Here is an 18,483-nt window from a genome sequence, read left to right as displayed (position 1 = left end):
TAACGTGCTTCTTCCGTTAACGACAGATTGCCGTGCACCGTGCGGAATGCACTGCACACGGCAATCAGTCGTGGCGTTAGCAAGAAGCTACGCGGGCCGGTTTAGAACTCCTCAGCCAGCTCGTCCAGCGGGTCGTTACCCTCGGACTCAGCAGCTGCCTGCTCGTCAGCTTCTTCCTCAATGATGCCCAGCTTCACCAGAACCTTGTACTGCAGTTCCTCGGTGAGCTCGGGGTTGTCCTTGAGCAGCTTACGAACGTTCTCGCGGCCCTGGCCCAGCTGCTCACCGTCGTAGGTGAACCATGCGCCGGACTTCTTGACGATGTCGTTCTCCACCGCCAGGTCCAGGATGCCGCCCTCAACGGAGATGCCCTCACCGTAGAGGATGTCGAACTCAGCCTGCTTGAAGGGCGGAGCCATCTTATTCTTCACGATCTTGGCGCGGGTGCGGTTACCGATCGGGTTAGCGCCGTCCTTGAGGGTCTCAATGCGGCGGATGTCGATACGGACCGAAGCGTAGAACTTCAGCGCCTTACCACCGGTGGTGGTTTCGGGAGAGCCGAAGAAGACACCAATCTTCTCACGCAGCTGGTTGATGAAGATTGCGGTGGTGCCGGTTGCGGAGAGGCGACCGGTAATCTTACGCAGAGCCTGGCTCATGAGGCGAGCCTGCAGACCCACGTGGGAGTCACCCATGTCGCCTTCAATTTCGGCGCGGGGTACCAGCGCGGCAACGGAGTCGACGACCACGATATCAACGGCGCCGGAACCAACCAGCATGTCCATGATTTCCAGTGCCTGCTCACCGGTGTCGGGCTGAGAGACCAGCAGCTGGTCAATGTCCACGCCCAGCTTAGCCGCGTAAATCGGGTCCAGCGCGTGCTCGGCGTCGATGAATGCTGCCACGCCGCCTGCCTTCTGAACGTTCGCTACAGCGTGCAGCGCAACGGTGGTCTTACCGGAGGACTCGGGACCGTAAATCTCGATGACGCGACCGCGGGGCAGACCGCCAATACCCAGAGCGGCATCCAGGGCGATAGCGCCGGTGGAGATAACCTCGGTCTTGGTGATTTCCTTATCACCCAGGCGCATGACTGCACCCTTGCCGTAGTTCTTGTCGATCTGTGCCATCACGGCTTCAAGTGCCTTGGCGCGACCCTCTTCGGGAACGCGAGCTACGCTCTGAGACTTGGTGTTCTTAGCCACGGTAGTACCTCGTTCTTTGTGTTGTCAGTGGTTGACGGGAGTAATGTTTCTTCGGAATCGGTGGGACTCGTGATCGAGACCTTGAAGGTTTTGGCCTACCGGTTCCTTCTGAGACTACTCTAGGGTCACAGCCTGACAGGATAAGGCCATTTTTTAAAATCTGTGGAAAACTTTGAAGATTTTTCCGAAAAATTCCTGATGTGGAAAAGTCTAGCACGAGTCGAACAAAATTACGACCCGGTTTCGAATAAATCGGATAGGGTTTCGGCATATATTTTCGAAAAACCCCGGATTATCGGCTAATTATTCGAAAACACCTCCCGCGCGAGCGCTAGCACTCGAACACGCGGCAGGCCCCACCCCTATGCTAGAACACGCCAGACTTACCGACTAGCGCAACGGCTCCTTATCGGGACCCAGGCGGCGCTCCTGCGGAATCTCCTGCTCCTCACAGATCGCAAGCCACACATCCTTCGGGTTAACGCCCTGGTCCAGCGCCTCCGCAGCGGTCACATGACCCAGCGCGCCCAGCACCAAGTCACGCGCCAGCACCGGCGCATACCCGGCACCGAACTCATACTCCATGCACGCCCAAAATTCACTCAGCTTCACAAGCGCTCCTTCCGCTTCACCGCTAGTTCGCTTCATAATTCGTCACATCGCCCACATCTCGCCCGAGAGTAAACCCAGAACAAACCCGAGAATAAGCGATGCCGCACACCCACCTTACGGGGATGCACGGCATCGCTTCACGTTTAGCGCGGCATGTGCCGCTTCTCGTTACTTCGAGAGAATGTAGTAATCGCTCTTGTACTGCTCAGACATTTCAGCCGGAACAGTATCCGGAATCTGAACGCCCTCGAGAACCGCCATACGGTCGGCAACCTCACGCAGCATCTGGGACATCGGAATGTCCAGAGCCTGGCAAATCCACGCCAGCAGTTCGGAGGATGCTTCCTTCTGACCGCGCTCAACTTCGCTCAGGTAACCGAGGGAAACACGGGCACGCTGGGAAACCTCGCGCAGGGTGCGACCCTGACGCTGGCGAACATCGCGAAGAACCTCACCGATTGCCTGTCGCAGGGGAACAACCTTAGCTTCCTCAACGACCGGGGCGACCTGTCGGGGGGTCTCCTCGATTTCCTTCCACTTAGTAATGCCATTAATCGATACGCGCTGCTTAGCCATGAGCTTCTATATCACTTTCCTGAGTAGGTATTCCCGACCTGCGGGACTGTACAGAGTTAAGCCTAACTGATTTTTGGAGCGTGAGCTAGGAGCCCCGCCATTTTCGTCCTCTTCTTATGGCTTGTATCTATTCAAACAGGCGAACCTATGCCTTTATTCCTGCGGAGCTGAAAGAACCCTGTGAATATATTTGAACCGTAAATTTTTTTAGGTAGGCGCCGCACAGCCCTAGTACGCTACGCCAGCTCGTCCTTCAGAACCCCACCGGCGCCGCCGCGCACCGCACGCGCCAGCAGGGCAATCGCATCCGCGCTCGCCGCCGCACGAATCTGCGCGCGATCCCCCGAATAGTGGCGCTCAAACACCTCAGAACCACCAGGGGAACACACGCCAATATAGACCGTACCCACCGGCTGGCCATCCGCAGGATCAGGACCGGCAACACCCGTGGTCGACACCGCATAATCGGCACCGCACACACGCGCCGCACCGACCGCCATCTGCACCGCCACCGCAGGATGCACCGCCCCCTCACGCGCCAGCAGCTGAGCGTCCACGCCCAGCACCTGAGACTTCACCTCGTAGGCGTACGAAATCACGCCGCCGCGGTAATACGCGGATGCGCCCGGCACCGTACAAATCGCGCCGCCAACATCCCCGCCGGTCAGCGACTCAGCCGTCGCCACCTGCACCGGCCCCTCCTGGGCGGCGCGCAATTGCACCGCATCACGCAGCAACAGCGCCGCCGCCTCCGGGGTACCAGAGAAAACCTCAGCGGAGGAAAGCTCAAGGGACAGAGCATCTTCAAGTACGAGGGGAACCATTATTCTCTCCTTTCAGCGGCGAACCGCCGCCCAAAACCTCACACGGCACACAACGCGCCGCAGGTACAGCGAAGGGGAGCAGCACACGCCGCTCCCCTCGCCTCTACTTACCGCCGCCCTGGGAGGCCTGAGCCTGCAACCAGTTACGACGCAAAATATACGCATCACGCACATACACCAGGCCGGTCCACACGGTAATCGCGGTGACCGCGCCCATCAGAACCCAACCAGGAATCAGCCAGCCAAGACCCAGCTGACCCAGCGGCAAAAGCATCAGCACCAGCGCCACCGTCTGCAGCACGGTCTTAATCTTGCCGCCCTTACTAGCGGCCATCACACCGTACTTAATAACGAACAGACGCATGATCGTAATGCCCCACTCGCGCAGCAGAATCACAATCGTGACCCACCACCACAGCTCACCTAGCGCCGACAGCACGATGAACGCCGCGCCAGTGAGGAACTTATCGGCAATCGGGTCAGCAATCTTACCGAAGCTCGTAATCAGATTACGCGAGCGCGCCAGGTAGCCGTCTGCCCAGTCCGTGAGCATGGCAAGAATGAAAATAATCCACGCCAGCCAGCGGTGCGTCGGGTCAGCGGCACCAAAAGTACCGCCCGCAACCAGGGCAACAATGAAGAAAGGAACCGCAATAATACGCAGAACCGTCAACACATTCGGCACATTCCAGTTCGAAGGCTTCGCTGTGCTGACCGCACCGGCGGATGCGGAATTGCGAGCTTCACTCATAACGGCTCCTTACGGGTAGATGGCTTTCGACGGTGAGAGACCGCGTACGCACCGACACCTAAACGTATCGGGGATACGCAAACACCCCGTACCGTCCATTATACGTGTGCCGTAGCAGACATCACAGGGACGATACGGGGTGCATGTCGCGCACTCACTCAGCCGAATGGATAGGGCGCTGAAGGGCTAGCGGCCGGTCAGCTGCCAGGCGTCCTCCGAGCCCTCATCATCGGGCTCATCGAAATAGTCGGTGACCGGCTCGCCCGGGTCCACCGCGTTCGCGTACGGGTCGACAGCCGGAGGCTCCTCACCGCGAATACGAGCCAGGGTCGCCTGCAGGTCATCCGGGCGGATGAGTACCTCACGTGCCTTCGAGCCCTCCGAGGGGCCCACCACACCCTGCGACTCCAGCAGGTCCATGATGCGGCCAGCCTTCGCGAAGCCCATGCGCAGCTTACGCTGCAGCATCGAGGTCGAACCGAACTGGGTCGTAATCACAATCTCTGCCGCCTGCAGCAGATCGTCGAGGTCATCGCCGATTTCCTCATCAATCTGCTTCTTCGCGGCAGAGACCATCACGTCCTCACGGTAGATGGTCGGCGCCTGCTTCTTCACGTGCTCAACCACGGCGTGAATCTCAGACTCAGACACCCACGCACCCTGAACACGCATCGGCTTCGAGGCACCCATCGGCAGGAAGAGCGCGTCACCCTGACCAATCAGCTTCTCAGCGCCGGGCTGATCCAGCACCACGCGAGAGTCAGTGACCGAGGAGGTCGCAAACGCCATACGAGACGGAACGTTCGCCTTAATCAGACCGGTCACCACATCCACCGAAGGACGCTGGGTTGCCAGCACCAGGTGAATACCCGCCGCACGTGCCAGCTGCGTAATACGAACAATCGCCTCTTCCACGTCACGCGGGGCGACCATCATCAGGTCAGCGAGCTCGTCCACAATCACCAGCAGGTACGGGTACTCGTGCACCGTGCGCTTGCTACCGGGATCGGGCTGAACCTTACCCTCACGCACCGCCTTGTTGAAGTCGTCCACGTGCTTGTAGCCGTAGTGAGCGAGGTCATCGTAGCGGGCGTCCATCTCACGAACCACCCACTGCAGGGCCTCAGCAGCCTTCTTCGGGTTCGTAATGATGGGCGTAATCAGGTGCGGAATACCCTCATAGGCGGTCAGCTCCACACGCTTCGGGTCAACCATCACCAGGCGCACCTGGTCCGGGGTTGCACGCATCAGAATCGAGGTAATCATCGAGTTCACGAACGAAGACTTACCGGCACCGGTCGCACCAGCGACCAGCATATGCGGCATCTTCGCGAGGTTCGCCAGCACAAAGCCGCCCTCAACGTCCTTACCCACACCCATGACCATCGGGTGCTGGTTCGCGTGAGCCTGCGGGGAACGCAGCACATCACCCAGGGCAACGGTCTCACGGTCCGTATTGGGGATCTCAATACCAATTGCGGACTTACCCGGAATCGGGGACAGAATACGAACATCCGGGCTCGCCACAGCGTACGCAATGTTCTTGCTCAGCGCGGTCACACGCTCCACCTTCGTGGCGGGACCCAGCTCAATCTCGTAACGGGTCACGGTCGGGCCGCGCGAGAAGCCGGTGACCTGCGCATCCACCTTGAACTGCTCCAGCACGTTCGTCAGAGCCTCAACCACGTGCTCGTTGACCTCGGAGGATTCCTTAGCGGGCGGGCCAGAAACCAGCATCTCCTCAGAAGGCAGCACGTACGCGCCGCGGGAGGACTGCACGACCTGCTCGCCGCGCGCCTGCTCGGTGGTTGCCACCTGAGTATTGTTCTGCAGCGGGCGGGATGCGCCAGCCTCGGGCGCTCGCGAAGCCGCGGGGGCCGCGTTCTTCGGGTGCGCGCCGGGCGAGTGCATGCGGGTCGGAATCGGAGGCTGAGCCGCGGGTGCGGCAGGAGCCTGGGATGCAGAAGCCGAGGCGGCGGGCTGTGCGGCAGACTGTGCAGGGTTCACCACCTGGTGCGGCTTCGTCTGCGGTGCAGCTTCCTCAGAAGCGCCAAAGCCGTCATATGCCTCAACGTCAAAGAGAGGCTCCTCGCCAGGATTACGGTTCACGCGGCCGTTCGCCACGGCGGCGCGCTGCACCTGATCCAGGCGGGCTGCGGGCGCATCCGACGCCTCAACGTCAAAGAGGTCAGGGCTGCTCGAATACGCGCTGTTCTGCGCAGAAGCACCCTGCGCGGCCGGTGCCTGGTTGAGGCGACCGGGCAGACGGGACAGGCGGTTCGGCTTAGCCGCCGGGCGCGTCTGCTGAGCGGATCCCCGCGCGGAATCCTGTGCAGAGTCCTCCGGCTGTACCGGCATCTGCGTGGTTTCCGGGTGAGTATCATCCACCACGGCGCTCACGAATGCCTCATCACCGGCGTACTCGTCCAGGGAAGAATCGGTCGACGCAGCGGGAGCAATGCCCAACCAACCGCGCAGACGCGAGAGCAGTCCACCAGACTTCTGAGCCGAGCGCGCCGGCTTCTCATCGTCACCGTACAGGTAGCTGCGGTCGTGCTCCTCAGCGTTCAGGTCCACGGTCTGAGTCGCATCCGAAGGGCTATCATTCGCGGAGGTTCGAGTCGTGCCGTTCGGCTTCTCGCCCAACGCCAGTCCGACCAGGTGCAAAGTACGCGGCACCACCTGACGAATCGGAGTGTTCGTTAGAACCATCAGACCGGCAATACCCAGAAGCAGGTGAATCAGAATCTCAACGAACGCAATACCACCGCTCACACGCACAATGGGAGTGCCCAGCAGCACGCCAGCCACGCCACCACCAGCCCAGACGGCGTCAAAACCATCCGCGAAGGTCGGGTGACCCGCATGGCGAGCAAAGAACAGGGAGGTCGCCACCAGGATGATGAAGGAGCCCAACGCCACGCGGTTATTACGTTTAATCAGGTCGGGCCCACGGAAAACACACCACGCCATGATGAGGCAAAGCACCGGGACCAGCAGGGCGCCCTGACCGAAAATACCGCCCAGCATGGTGTGCCAGGCGTCCAGGGGCGCACGCAACAAACCGAGGGAGGTGTGGGCACGCCAGTTGTACCACTCCACTCCGGCGCTAATCAGGCCGAACAGCAGGATGGTGAGCGCGCCGCCGTCACGGCGGTCTTCGGGCGCAAGGTCGGTGCGCACCGTGCCAATGGAGCGGAAGAGCCCACCGATAGCGTGAGCGATGCTCAGCCAGACGGAGGAGATAGCGCCCGCTACAGGGTTCGCCGCGTTGGCACCGCGCTGGGCACCGCCTCGGGAGGTGGTGCGCTTGCGGGTGGTCTTCTTAGTGTTTGTTTTAGTAGAGGTCGTGTTACGACCCTTCGTGGTCCGTGGAGCCATACCTTTTAGGGTATCAACCTTCCCGTTAATGTACCGATTCTTTCGTTATCAGTGAGCTAAAAAGTGTGCCCCGCCCTGTGCCTGTGAGGGCATTGATAGGGCGCTGATGAGGTGCTTCTCCCCTGCCGCGTTCACTTTCGCGTAGCTTTCGCGCATACGTTTGGCAGATACACAGCAGGCGGGGCCGACACAACGTATCGACCCCGCCTTTCCGCTATGACGGGCACCTAGCCTCGCGCAGAGTATTAGTTCTTCGCGGCCTTCGAGGTGTTCTCAACAACCACGGGAACAATCATGGGCTTGCGGCGCAGACGGCGAGAAATCCAGGCACCGATGGTGCGGCGCACAATCTGCTGCAGCTGCTGCACGGTGTGTACCTTCTCGGGTGCGCGGTGCAGAGCATCCTCCAGGGCGGCGGTAATCTTCGGAACAATCTCGTCGAATACTGCGTCGTCCTCCGCGATACCGCGAGCGTGAATATCCGGGCCGGTCACCACGCGCTTGGTTGCGCGGTCCACCACGGTCACGATGGACACGAAGCCCTCTTCGCCCAGGATGCGGCGGTCCTTCAGGTCGCTCTCGGTAACCTCACCGACAGAGCGGCCGTCAACGTACAGGTACTCGCAGGGAACCTCGCCCACCACGGACGCCACGCCATCGCGCAGATCCACGACGGTGCCGGACTCGCAGAGCAGCACGTTCTTCTTCGGAACGCCGGTCTCCATCGCCAGGTCACCGCTAGCAATCAGGTGGCGAACCTCACCGTGAACCGGCATAACGTTCTTCGGCTTGAGGATGTTGTAGCAGTACAGCAGCTCACCCGCGGCAGCGTGACCGGAAACGTGAACCTTCGCGTTGCCCTTGTGCACCACGTTAGCGCCCAGCTTCATGAGGGCGTTAATGATGCGGAAGACGCTGGTCTCGTTACCGGGAATCAGCGAGGAGGCGAGCACCACGGTGTCGCCGGGCTCAATCTGAATCTTGTGGTCACCGTTCGCCATGCGCGACAGTGCCGCCATCGGCTCGCCCTGCGAACCGGTGCACATCATCACGATCTGGTCGGGGCGGTAGTCGTCAACCTTCTTCAGGTCCACCAGCACGTTGGCGGGAACCTTCAGGTAGCCCAGCTTCTCAGCAATGGTCATGTTACGCACCATGGAGCGGCCCACGAGCACGACCTTGCGGCCACGCTCAGCGGCTGCGTCCAGCACCTGCTGCACGCGGTGAACGTGCGAGGAGAAGGACGCCACAATGATGCGGCCGCTTGCGTCACGGAAAACGTTCGACAGCACCGGACCGATGTGCTTCTCGGTCGGGGTGAAGCCGGGAACCTCAGCGTTGGTGGAGTCCGGCAGGAACAAGTCCACGCCCTCCTCGCCCAGGCGAGCGAAGTGGCGCAGGTCGGTGATGCGGCCATCCAGCGGCAGCTGATCCATCTTGAAGTCACCGGTGTGCAGAACCTTGCCTGCCTTGGTGCGGATGTAGACAGCCAGTGCATCCGGAATCGAGTGGTTCACAGCAACGAACTCACACTCGAACGGACCGAAACGCTCCACCTGGTGCTCCTTCACCGCGAGGGTGTAGGGCTTGATGCGGTGCTCGGCGAGCTTCGCCTCAACCAGTGCCAGGGTCAGTTCGGAACCGACTAGGGGGATGTCGGGGCGGCGGCGCAGCAGGTAGGGAACCGCGCCGATGTGGTCCTCGTGGCCGTGGGTCAGCACCATGGCAACCACGTCGTCCAAACGGTCGACAATGTAGCTGAAGTCGGGCAGGATCAGGTCCACGCCGGGCTGGGACTCTTCGGGGAAGAGCACGCCGCAGTCAACAATCAGCAGCTTGCCGTTGATTTCGTACACGGTCATGTTACGACCGACTTCGCCCAGGCCGCCCAGGGGCACCACGCGCAGGGTGTCCTTCTTCAGGCGGGGAGGGAGGGGAAGATTCGCTTCAAAGACGCTCATCGTGTGTCTCCTCTTTCTTCTATGTTTTCTTGTGATGTCTGTGATTCGTAGGCGACGCTTCGTACCGCAAGCACTCCAGCCGGTTCGGCTCTCACATGCCGAGGAGGTGGGGTGCTGCCGGTGCGTCCAAATCACCGAAAGTATTCAAAAGTATTTGGGGGCGTAGTGCTCGGGTGCCTCTACCTAAGCTGGGCCCCTGTCTGAGTGGGTGGTCGAATCATCGACGGTAAACCGCGGCAATACGCCAGAGCGGACCCCTCACCTAGTGTTAGGTGTGGAGTCCGCATCCGTTGGCTACATCATGCGCCCCGAAGCCGGGGTGTAACGGTAGCCGAAGTCCTCTATATATACGCGCTCTGCACGATAAGTTGTGCAGGTTCTGCGTTAAAGTTTAGGCGTTCTTCAGGGTGTGAGCGATGCTCGAGGAGAGCAGGTCAGCTCGCATAGCCTGGGCAACCTCCGGTTCGGAGAGTACGTGCGGCAGGCGAACAACGGGCTCATCCAGCACACCCTGCCAGGAAAGAATTTCCTTGGCGGCAACGCAACCGGGGGCACGGCCCATAGTTGCTCGGACAATCGGAGTCAGTTCCAGGTGAAGACGCTGAGCCTCCACCAGGTCCTGTGCAACGACAGCATCAATCAGGGCACGGAAGAGTGCGGGTGCCACATGTGCGGTCACCGAAACGAGGCCGACGGCACCCATTGCCATCCAGGGAAGGGTCAGTCCGTCGTCGCCGCTGTAGTAGTGCAGGTCGGTGGTTGCCATAACTTCGGTTGCGGCACCAAAGTCTGCCTTGGCGTCTTTCACCGCTACAATACTATCAATTTCTGCAAGGCGGCGGTAGGTTTCGGGTGCGATGGGGATGCCCGCACGACCCGGAATATCGTAAAGCATGACGGGGGTCTCAGTTGCTTGAGCAACGGTCGCAAAATGGGCGTAGACACCCGGCTGAGTCGGCTTGTTGTAGTAGGGGGTCACGACCAGCAGGCCGTCCACGCCAACCTTTTCGGCACGGTGTGCCAGCTCAATGGTGTGCGCGGTGTCGTTCGAACCAACACCGGCAATAATCTTCGCACGAGAACCGACGGTGTCCTTCACAATCTGGAAGACGCGCTCGTTCTCGTCATCGGTCATGGTGGAGTACTCACCGGTGGTACCGCAGACCACCAGGCCGTCGTGGCCGTTCTCCACAAGGTAGTTCGCCAGGTCTGCGACCTGCTTTTCATCAACGGAACCGTCCTTCGCGAAGGGGGTCACCATTGCGGTCAGGAGGCGACCAAAGACAGGCTCAACAAAAGTACCGGGGTTCGAAAGGTTCTCAGACATATGTCCAGAGTACGCCCGAAATGCAGATTTTTGCTACAGAACGCATAAGTTTTCATGCGTGTTCTACAATTCGGACTCTTTCAAACCCGCGGTACTTCCACGAGAGCCTATGAAACCGGGCACATAGCCTCGGCGTTATCAGTCTCATACCGAAAATAAATGTGGCATTGACTAGGGATCGCAGCGCTAGCGCCTAACGCATGCCCTTCGCCTGACCGCCCGAACGCAACGCCCACGCGTTGCGCATCGCCGCACGAGCACGCTTACGCTCGCCGCCCGCATCATACATGCACGCCAGGTTGAACCATGCCTTCCAGCTATTCGGCTCCTGCTCCACCGCCGCGGCGAAGCTCTCGAACTCCACCGCCGCAGCCTCACGGTCCACACGACCCGCCGGGGTGCGCGGCAGGGTATCCTCCGCCAGTTCGCCTGACGCCGCCAGCTCCTGAGCCATACGCTGGATACGAGCGCCGAAAAGCACCTCACGCACCAGCGCCCACGCACCCAGAATCGGCAGCAGAATCATACCCGCGCCGAGCACCATGCCAGCCACCGAACCGGACGTGAGCATCACAAAACCCTGCTGCGCGATATGCACCAGGTACAGGGTCAGCAGTGCGCAGGTCAGCGCCGCGAAAGTCTTACCCCAGCCGCCTGCATCCACCGTCACAAAGACAGCACTAAAAATCAGCACACCCATAATAGAGGCACGCGCCGCCAAAGGCAGCGGCAGAATCAGCACGGTCAGCACCATCAGCACGCAGGCGCAGACAGTCCACAAACGCAGCGAAGTCCACCAGGGGCTACGAGCCTCGGAAGATACCGGCGAGGCGTCGGGTGAAGTCTGTTCAGACATAACGCTCCCCTACGACAAATCCATGTAGGCGTCCAAGCCCACGCTCAAACCCGGATGCGCCGCCACCTCACGCACACCCAGCAGAACACCGGGCATGAAGGAGGCACGGTCAAAGGAATCGTGACGAATCACGAGCTGCTGACCGGGATCGCCCAGCAGAATCTCCTGATGCGCCACCATGCCGCGCAGACGCACCGCATGTACGTGAATATCGTCGATTACGGCGCCGCGCGAGCCCAAAGGATCGGAGGTGGTGGCGTCCGGGCTTGCACCCACGCCAGCCTCCGCGCGGGCGGCAGCCACCTTGCGGGCGGTGTGCACAGCGGTACCGGAGGGGGCATCCACCTTATTCGGGTGGTGAATCTCAATAATTTCTACCGATTCGAAGTAGCGTGCCGCCTTCGCCGCGAACTCGGTGGCGAGAATCGAACCAATCGCGAAGTTCGGGGCAATGAGCACACCCACCTCGGGGTGCTCAGCCAGCAGCTCACGCAGGGAGTTCAGACGCTCGGGGGTCCAACCGGTCGTACCAACCACCGCGTGCATACCGTGCTCCACCGCGAAACGCACATTCGCCTCGCTGGATTCGGGAACGGTCAGGTCAATAACAATCTCTGTGCCGGCATCGACCAGCTCCTGCAGGTCGTCGCCGCGGCCCAGTGCCGCCACCAGGTCCATGTCTGCGGAGGTGTTGACGGCGCGCACCGCCTCAGAACCCATACGGCCCGCGGCACCGAGTACCGCTACCTTCCAGATTTTTTCGTTACCCTCGCGGGTCATGATTCTCTCCTCCGTAACTTATGAGCACCCCGACGATGGGGCAGACGCTGTGACGTACAGCCTCTATTATCCCCCGTGTGGGCGCAGTTCACGCCATCGCACACACGAGATGAGATACCTTGCAGAACCTCAGCAGCATAAAAACGAAATCTTATGTGCGTCATATACGGGCATTTATATGTCATCTAAAGATAGCAACCATATAATTAGGAAGTATTTCTATAATTTCCGTCCTACGGAGTACACAGACAGTATGAAGTCCCTCTTTACCTCCTCCGTGCGTCCAGATGAGGCTAACCGGCGTTATATTCTGCCGGGTCTGGACGGCCTGCGAGCAATCGCTGTGCTCCTCGTGATGGTGTACCATTTCTGGCCCACCGTACTACCCGGCGGCATGATTGGCGTGGATATCTTCTTCGTCATCTCCGGTTTCCTGATTACCTCCCTGCTTCTGCGTGAAGGTGCTCTCACCGGAAAAATTGCCCTGGGCAACTTCTGGATTCGCCGTGCCCGCCGACTGCTTCCCGCCATTACCCTGCTGATTCTGGTCATGGGACCGGTCAGCCTGCTCATTGGCGGCGATATTCAGGTGAACCTCGGCCGACAGCTCGCCGGTGCGGCGACCTTCTCGTCCAACTGGATTTCCATTTTTGCCGGTAACGACTACTTCGCGCAGACCTCCCCGGAGCTCTTCACGAACTTCTGGTCCCTGGCAGTGGAAGAACAGTTCTACGTAGTGTGGCCGCTACTCATTGTTGGTGCTGGCCTGTTGTTGCGCCGCTCGTGGCGTCGTTTCAGCGTGGTTATGGTGCTGGGTATTATTGCGTCGCTGAGCACCGCCACCGCACTGCTGATGTCCGGCTCCCCCATTAGCCGCGTCTACTACGGCACCGACACTCACCTGTACGGCCTGCTGCTCGGCGCCCTGCTGGCGTTTGCGCGCCCCTGGTCGCTGTACCCGCCGTTGCAGCAGTCCGTGCTGTACCGCGTGGCTCAGCCCTTCGGCCTGGTTGCCTTCGCCCGCGTCATGATCAGCTGGCTGTCCCTGTTCGCTCTGATTCCCTACGCAATTCTGGTTCCCGAGTCGGCTCCCGGTGCGATTCCCTGGGGTCTGTTCGGCGCCTCCCTGCTGGCGCTGGGCGTGATTCAGGGCATGCTTCCGGACATGCTTGCTGGCGCCTCCGAGGTGCTGCGCCGCCTGCTGAACTTCGCTCCCCTGCGCTGGGTGGGCGAGCGCTCCTATGGCCTGTACCTGTGGCACTGGCCGCTCGCCGTGGTCATGCACTACGCTCTGGGTGCGGACCGCTCCCCGCTGGTGAACGTGGGTGTTCTGGTGGCGACCTTCGCTATCGCGGAGATGTCTTTCCGCTGGGTTGAGACCCCGATTCGCCGTTACGGTTTCCGCGGTAGCGCTAACCGTGCGGTGGCGGCGTTCCAGTCCTCGCGCACTAAGTTCCTGCCGGTTTCGGTGGTTCTGGCTGTTGTTGTGGCGGCTGCTTCGACCGGCCTGGCGGTGCACACCGCTCCCGCTATGACCGCCGCGCAGCAGTCCGTTGAGGACGGCAAGCGTGCCGCGGCTGAGCGTCTGAAGGCGCGCCAGGAGGCGCAGGCCGCGAGCGCATCGGCAAACCCGAGCGCAACGGGTAAGGACGCGAAGGCTTCGGCAAGCCCCTCGGTGTCGAAGGCTGCAACCGGTTCGGTGGATTCTTCGAAGGTGACCATTGTGGGTGACTCCATTGTGGTGGCGGTATCCCCCGAGCTGTACGACAAGATGCCCGAAGCAACTATTGACGCGCAGGAAGCACGCACCATCGCCAAGGCCCTGCCGATTATTAAGTCCATGGGTGCCAACGGCCAGATTCGTAAGACCTTCGTGCTGTCGGTGACCGCGAACTCGACCATTCTGGACGGTCAGCTCGACGAGGTTCTGGCGGCTATGCCTGCCGATTCTAAGCTGGTGCTGGTCACCGGTTACGGCCCGCGCAACCTGACCTGGATTGACTACTCGAACGGTAAGATTCGTGAGTTTGCGGCTCAGCATTCTGATCGTGTGATTATTGCGGATTGGAATTCTACGATTCGCCAGGCTCTGCAGACTCAGAGCGGTCTGCTGGCCTCTGACGGTGTTCACCCGGAGGCTGCCGGTCAGGAGCTCTACGCCCAGGTGCTGATGGAGGCTATTGCCAAGGCACAGAAGTAGTAGCTCTCCGCAGTAGCTCTCATAGGTAGCTTTTTTCGGTTCTGCCGCTCATGCTGAGCGTCAAGAGCATGGGCGGCAGAGCGCCCGGAAGCACTTCTTGGAGGCATCTCTTCGATAGGTGCCGATACATACAAAATGCCCGTTCCCTCCCCCTCAGATGGGGTGTGGGAACGGGCGTTTTTATGCCTTATCCGCGTTGTGCGTTAGAGATGTTCAGGGGTTAGCGCACGATGGTGGTAATCATCTGCTGCTGCCCCAGGTACGCCGCCAAGTCGCGAACCTCCTCCAGAGAGACCGCGCGGATCTTCTCCAGCAGCTCATCGGTGCTCGTGAACAGACCCGAATCCAGCTCGGCGCGGCCCAGGCGGGACATGCGCGAGCCCGAATCCTCGCTACCGAGCACGGTGGAGCCAGCCAGCTGGCCTCGGACCTTCGTCAGCTCCTCCTCGGTAATACCGGCGGTGGCGAGCTTATCGAACTCGTAGCCCATGACCTCACGCACCTGCTCAGTCTTAGCGGGCAGGCAGCCCGCGTACATGCCGAAGTAGCCGGCATCCGAGTACGCACCGGAGAACGCGAACGTGCTGTAGGCCAGGCCGCGCTTCTCACGAATCTCCTGGAACAGGCGCGAAGACATGCCCGCACCGAACGCGCTGGTCAGCACGCTCATTGCGTAGCGGCGGTCGTCACCGGCGATAATGCTCGGGCAGCCCATCACAATGTTGGTCTGTTCGAAGCCCTTCTCCACCTCACGCAGCTCACTCAGCGGAACAATGCCGCTGTCGGTGCGTACGCGACGCGGTGCCGGTGCCACGCCCTCCTGCAGGTTCCAGCCGTAGCGGGTCAGCGCCTCCAGCACGAGGCGGACCATGGTGCTGTGCTCCAGCGAACCGGCGGCAGAAATGACCAGGCGGTCCGGGGTGTAGTAGCGCTTGTAGTGCTCCCACACGGCGTCACGCGGCACCTCGGTAATCTCCTGCGGGGTACCGCCGATGGGGCGGCCCAGCGGGTTCTCACCCATGAGCTGCTCCACGAAGTTCTCGAAAGCAACGTCGGTCGGGTCGTCCTGGTCCATGGCGATCTCTTCGAGGATTACGCCGCGTTCCTGCTCAAGGTGAGCCGGATCCAGCAGGGCGTTGGTGACCATATCGGTGATGACGTCCACCGCCATGGGTGCGTCATCGTCGAGCACACGCGCGTAGTAGCAGGTGTGCTCCTTAGCGGTCAGGGCGTTGGATTCGCCGCCTACCGCGTCGAAGGAGGATGCGATGTCCAGGGCGGTGCGGGTGCCGGTGCCCTTGAACAGCAGGTGCTCCAGGAAGTGGGTGGAGCCGAGCATGCCGGGGGCTTCGTCGCGGGAGCCGACTCCCACCCAGAACCCGATGGATACGCCGCGGGTACCGGGCATTTTTTCGGTAATCACGCGTACGCCACCGGGCAGGATGGAACGGCGCACCTCGTTACCGCCCACACCCTCGTAGATGAGGCGGCCGTGCTCGTAGTTGAGCTCTTCGGCGATGGCCTCAAGCTCGACGGGCAGGGAAATAGACATAGAGAGAAGAACCTTTCAACAGGTACGTCTGAAGGTAAGCATTCCCGCCCCACTACCTGTAGGCAGTCCCACAGTTGGTGGGGCGGGTGAGCATCAAAAGATGCAGGGCAAGCACAGCGAAGGGGCGCCCGGTGCATCCGGCGGGGAGTGAACCGCACCGGGTGCGCCGAACGCCCCTCATCACTTAGCGGGGGTTACGACTACTCGTCGTCGCCACCCTCAACGACCGGTGCGAGCGAGAGCTTGCCGCGGTCATCAATCTTGGTGATCTCCACCTGGACCTTCTGGCCCACGGAGACAACGTCCTCGGCGTCAACCACGCGCTTGCCGCCGTTGAGCTTACGCATCTCGGAGATGTGCAGCAGGCCGTCCTTACCGGGGGTCAGGGAGATGAACGCGCCGAAGTCGGTCACCTTCACCACGGTACCCAGGTAGCGTTCGCCCACCTCGGGAACCTGCGGGTTAGCGATAGCGTTCACTGCCGCACGGGCAGCCTCAGCGGAGGGGCCGTCAGCTGCACCGATGTACACGGTGCCGTCGTCCTCAATCGAGATGTCTGCGCCGGTGTCTTCCTGGATCTGGTTGATCATCTTACCCTTGGGGCCGATGACCTCACCAATCTTGGCAACCGGGATCTTCACGGAAATAATGCGCGGTGCGAACTCGCTCATCTCATCCGGTGCGTCAATCGCGCTAACGAGCACCTCGAGGATGTGCAGGCGAGCCTCACGTGCCTGGGTCAGCGCGCCAGCGAGCACGGATGCGGGGATACCGTCGAGCTTGGTGTCCAGCTGGATAGCGGTCACGAACTCGGAGGTACCTGCCACCTTGAAGTCCATATCGCCCAGTGCGTCTTCCGCACCGAGGATGTCGGTCAGGGCTGCGTAGCGGGTCTCGCCGTCAACCTCGTCAGAGACCAGGCCCATTGCGATACCTGCAACGGGTGCGCGCAGGGGCACACCGGCGTTCAGCAGGGACAGGGTCGATGCACAAACCGAGCCCATGGAGGTCGAGCCGTTGGAGCCCAGAGCCTCAGAGACCTGACGGATTGCGTAGGGGAACTCTTCGCGGGAGGGCAGCACCGGGGTGATTGCGCGCTCTGCGAGGGCACCGTGACCGATTTCACGGCGCTTGGGCGAACCCACGCGGCCGGTCTCACCGGTGGAGTACGGCGGGAAGTTGTAGTGGTGGATGTAGCGCTTGGACTTGACCGGGTGCAGGGAGTCCAGCTGCTGCTCCATCTTGAGCATGTTCAGGGTGGTGATACCCATGATCTGGGTTTCGCCGCGCTCGAAGAGAGCGGAACCGTGAACGCGGGGCAGGATTTCAACCTCAGCGGTGAGCTGGCGGATGTCGGTCAGGCCGCGGCCGTCAATACGAACCTGCTCGGTGAGGATACGCTGGCGAACCACGTGCTTGGTCAGGGCAGCGAATGCTACGGAGACCTCGTTGGAGCGCTCTTCGAATTCCTTACCTTCGCCGGTGAGAGCTTCCATGAGCTCTTCCTGCAGCTCGGCTGCTGCTGCTTCGCGTTCCTGCTTGCCAGCAATGGAGTACACCTCTGCCAGGCGGTCTGCTGCGAATGCCTCAACTGCTGCGTCGACGTCCTCGCCGTGGCCGCCGAAGAAGGGCAGTTCCAGGGCGGGCTTGCCTGCGCGGGCCACCAGGTCAGCCTGTGCCTTGCACAGTGCTGCGATGAAGGGCTTAGCTGCTTCCAGACCCTCTGCGACGATCTCTTCGGTGGGGGCAGTCTGGCCGTCTTCCTTGATGAGCTTCCAGGAGTTATCGGTTGCTTCTGCCTCAACCATCATGATGGCGACGTCTTCGGTACCGTCAGCCTTGGTGACGATACGACCTGCAACAGCCATGTCGAACACAGCGTTTTCCAGCTGGGAGTACTTGGGGAAGCAGACCCACTGGCCGTCGATCAGTGCCATGCGCACGCCACCGATGGGGCCGTTGAACGGCGCACCGGACAGGGAGGTCGATGCGGATGCAGCGTTGATCGCGAAGGTGTTGTAGATTTCGTCCGGCTCGTAGGTCAGGACGGTCACAACGACCTGCACCTCGTTGCGGATACCCTTGGTGAAGGCGGGGCGCAGCGGGCGGTCAATCAGGCGTGCAGCCAGGATTGCTTCGGTGCTGGGGCGGCCTTCGCGGCGGAAGTACGATGCGGGAATCTTGCCGCCTGCGTACATGCGCTCTTCCACGTCCACGGTCAGCGGGAAGAAGTCGAAGCCCTCACGGGGAGACTTGCCGATTGCGGTTGCGGAGAGCAGGGTGGTCTCGTCATCGATGGTGACGAGGACGGAGCCAGCAGCCTGCTTTGCGAGGCGGCCGGTTTCAAAGCGCACGTGGCGCTTACCGTGAATGCCGTTGTCGATTTCGACTTCAGCAAACTTGATTTCGGGACCTTCCACGGTTCCTTCTTTCTTCTTGGCAGGCCGTACGGCGCACG

The 18,483-nt window shown here is 61.0% G+C and carries 13 protein-coding genes; 1 reads left to right on the top strand and 12 read right to left on the bottom strand.

Translation table 11 applies throughout. The features are described from left to right. Positions 1 to 101 precede the first annotated feature (101 nt). From recA to dapB, 10 genes are all read right to left on the bottom strand, one after another. Entirely contained in the window at positions 102 to 1,205 is a 1,104-nt protein-coding gene (gene recA / locus O3675_RS04610) for a recombinase RecA (RefSeq protein WP_005507111.1), read from the bottom strand. A 390-nt stretch (positions 1,206 to 1,595) separates the two neighbouring features. Further along, complete coding sequence (locus tag O3675_RS04605) at positions 1,596 to 1,817, bottom strand: DUF3046 domain-containing protein (RefSeq protein ID WP_070616870.1); 222 nt, start codon at positions 1,815 to 1,817, stop codon at positions 1,596 to 1,598. Between the two features lie 168 nt (positions 1,818 to 1,985). Then, the gene (locus tag O3675_RS04600) at positions 1,986 to 2,393 is read right to left on the bottom strand and encodes a helix-turn-helix domain-containing protein (protein WP_005507109.1); all 408 of its coding nucleotides are present in this window, start codon (positions 2,391 to 2,393) and stop codon (positions 1,986 to 1,988) included. A 236-nt stretch (positions 2,394 to 2,629) separates the two neighbouring features. Beyond that, entirely contained in the window at positions 2,630 to 3,220 is a 591-nt protein-coding gene (locus tag O3675_RS04595; protein WP_049345098.1) for a CinA family protein, read from the bottom strand. A gap of 100 nt (positions 3,221 to 3,320) precedes the next feature. Further along, positions 3,321 to 3,968, bottom strand: coding sequence for a CDP-diacylglycerol--glycerol-3-phosphate 3-phosphatidyltransferase (pgsA, locus tag O3675_RS04590; protein ID WP_005507107.1), 648 nt, complete (start codon positions 3,966 to 3,968; stop codon positions 3,321 to 3,323). A gap of 186 nt (positions 3,969 to 4,154) precedes the next feature. Beyond that, entirely contained in the window at positions 4,155 to 7,349 is a 3,195-nt protein-coding gene (locus tag O3675_RS04585; protein WP_371571236.1) for a DNA translocase FtsK 4TM domain-containing protein, read from the bottom strand. A 245-nt stretch (positions 7,350 to 7,594) separates the two neighbouring features. Beyond that, positions 7,595 to 9,310, bottom strand: coding sequence for a ribonuclease J (locus O3675_RS04580; RefSeq protein ID WP_005507894.1), 1,716 nt, complete (start codon positions 9,308 to 9,310; stop codon positions 7,595 to 7,597). Between the two features lie 391 nt (positions 9,311 to 9,701). Continuing rightward, on the bottom strand, positions 9,702 to 10,637 hold the full coding sequence (gene dapA / locus O3675_RS04575) for a 4-hydroxy-tetrahydrodipicolinate synthase (protein WP_005507895.1): 936 nt from the start codon (positions 10,635 to 10,637) through the stop codon (positions 9,702 to 9,704). A 193-nt stretch (positions 10,638 to 10,830) separates the two neighbouring features. After that, the gene (locus tag O3675_RS04570; protein WP_371571234.1) at positions 10,831 to 11,493 is read right to left on the bottom strand and encodes a tetratricopeptide repeat protein; all 663 of its coding nucleotides are present in this window, start codon (positions 11,491 to 11,493) and stop codon (positions 10,831 to 10,833) included. A 9-nt stretch (positions 11,494 to 11,502) separates the two neighbouring features. After that, on the bottom strand, positions 11,503 to 12,273 hold the full coding sequence (gene dapB / locus O3675_RS04565) for a 4-hydroxy-tetrahydrodipicolinate reductase (protein WP_371571232.1): 771 nt from the start codon (positions 12,271 to 12,273) through the stop codon (positions 11,503 to 11,505). 253 nt (positions 12,274 to 12,526) lie between these two features. Here dapB and O3675_RS04560 point away from each other — a divergent pair, with 253 nt between their 5' ends. After that, positions 12,527 to 14,473: an acyltransferase family protein gene (locus tag O3675_RS04560; RefSeq protein ID WP_371571230.1), complete on the top strand. Its 1,947-nt coding sequence runs from the start codon at positions 12,527 to 12,529 to the stop codon at positions 14,471 to 14,473. A 220-nt stretch (positions 14,474 to 14,693) separates the two neighbouring features. On the opposite strand, the gene O3675_RS04555 is transcribed toward O3675_RS04560, so the two are convergent. Continuing rightward, positions 14,694 to 16,025: a pitrilysin family protein gene (locus tag O3675_RS04555; RefSeq protein WP_005507100.1), complete on the bottom strand. Its 1,332-nt coding sequence runs from the start codon at positions 16,023 to 16,025 to the stop codon at positions 14,694 to 14,696. 200 nt (positions 16,026 to 16,225) lie between these two features. Then, complete coding sequence (locus tag O3675_RS04550) at positions 16,226 to 18,445, bottom strand: polyribonucleotide nucleotidyltransferase (protein ID WP_005507901.1); 2,220 nt, start codon at positions 18,443 to 18,445, stop codon at positions 16,226 to 16,228. Positions 18,446 to 18,483: the final 38 nt, after the last annotated feature.

Origin of the sequence: Rothia sp. 27098_8_27, assembly GCF_041432805.1 — a bacterium.
In the GTDB taxonomy this organism is placed as follows: Bacteria; Actinomycetota; Actinomycetes; order Actinomycetales; family Micrococcaceae; genus Rothia; species Rothia mucilaginosa.
This window is presented reverse-complemented; position numbering and strand designations above follow the sequence as displayed.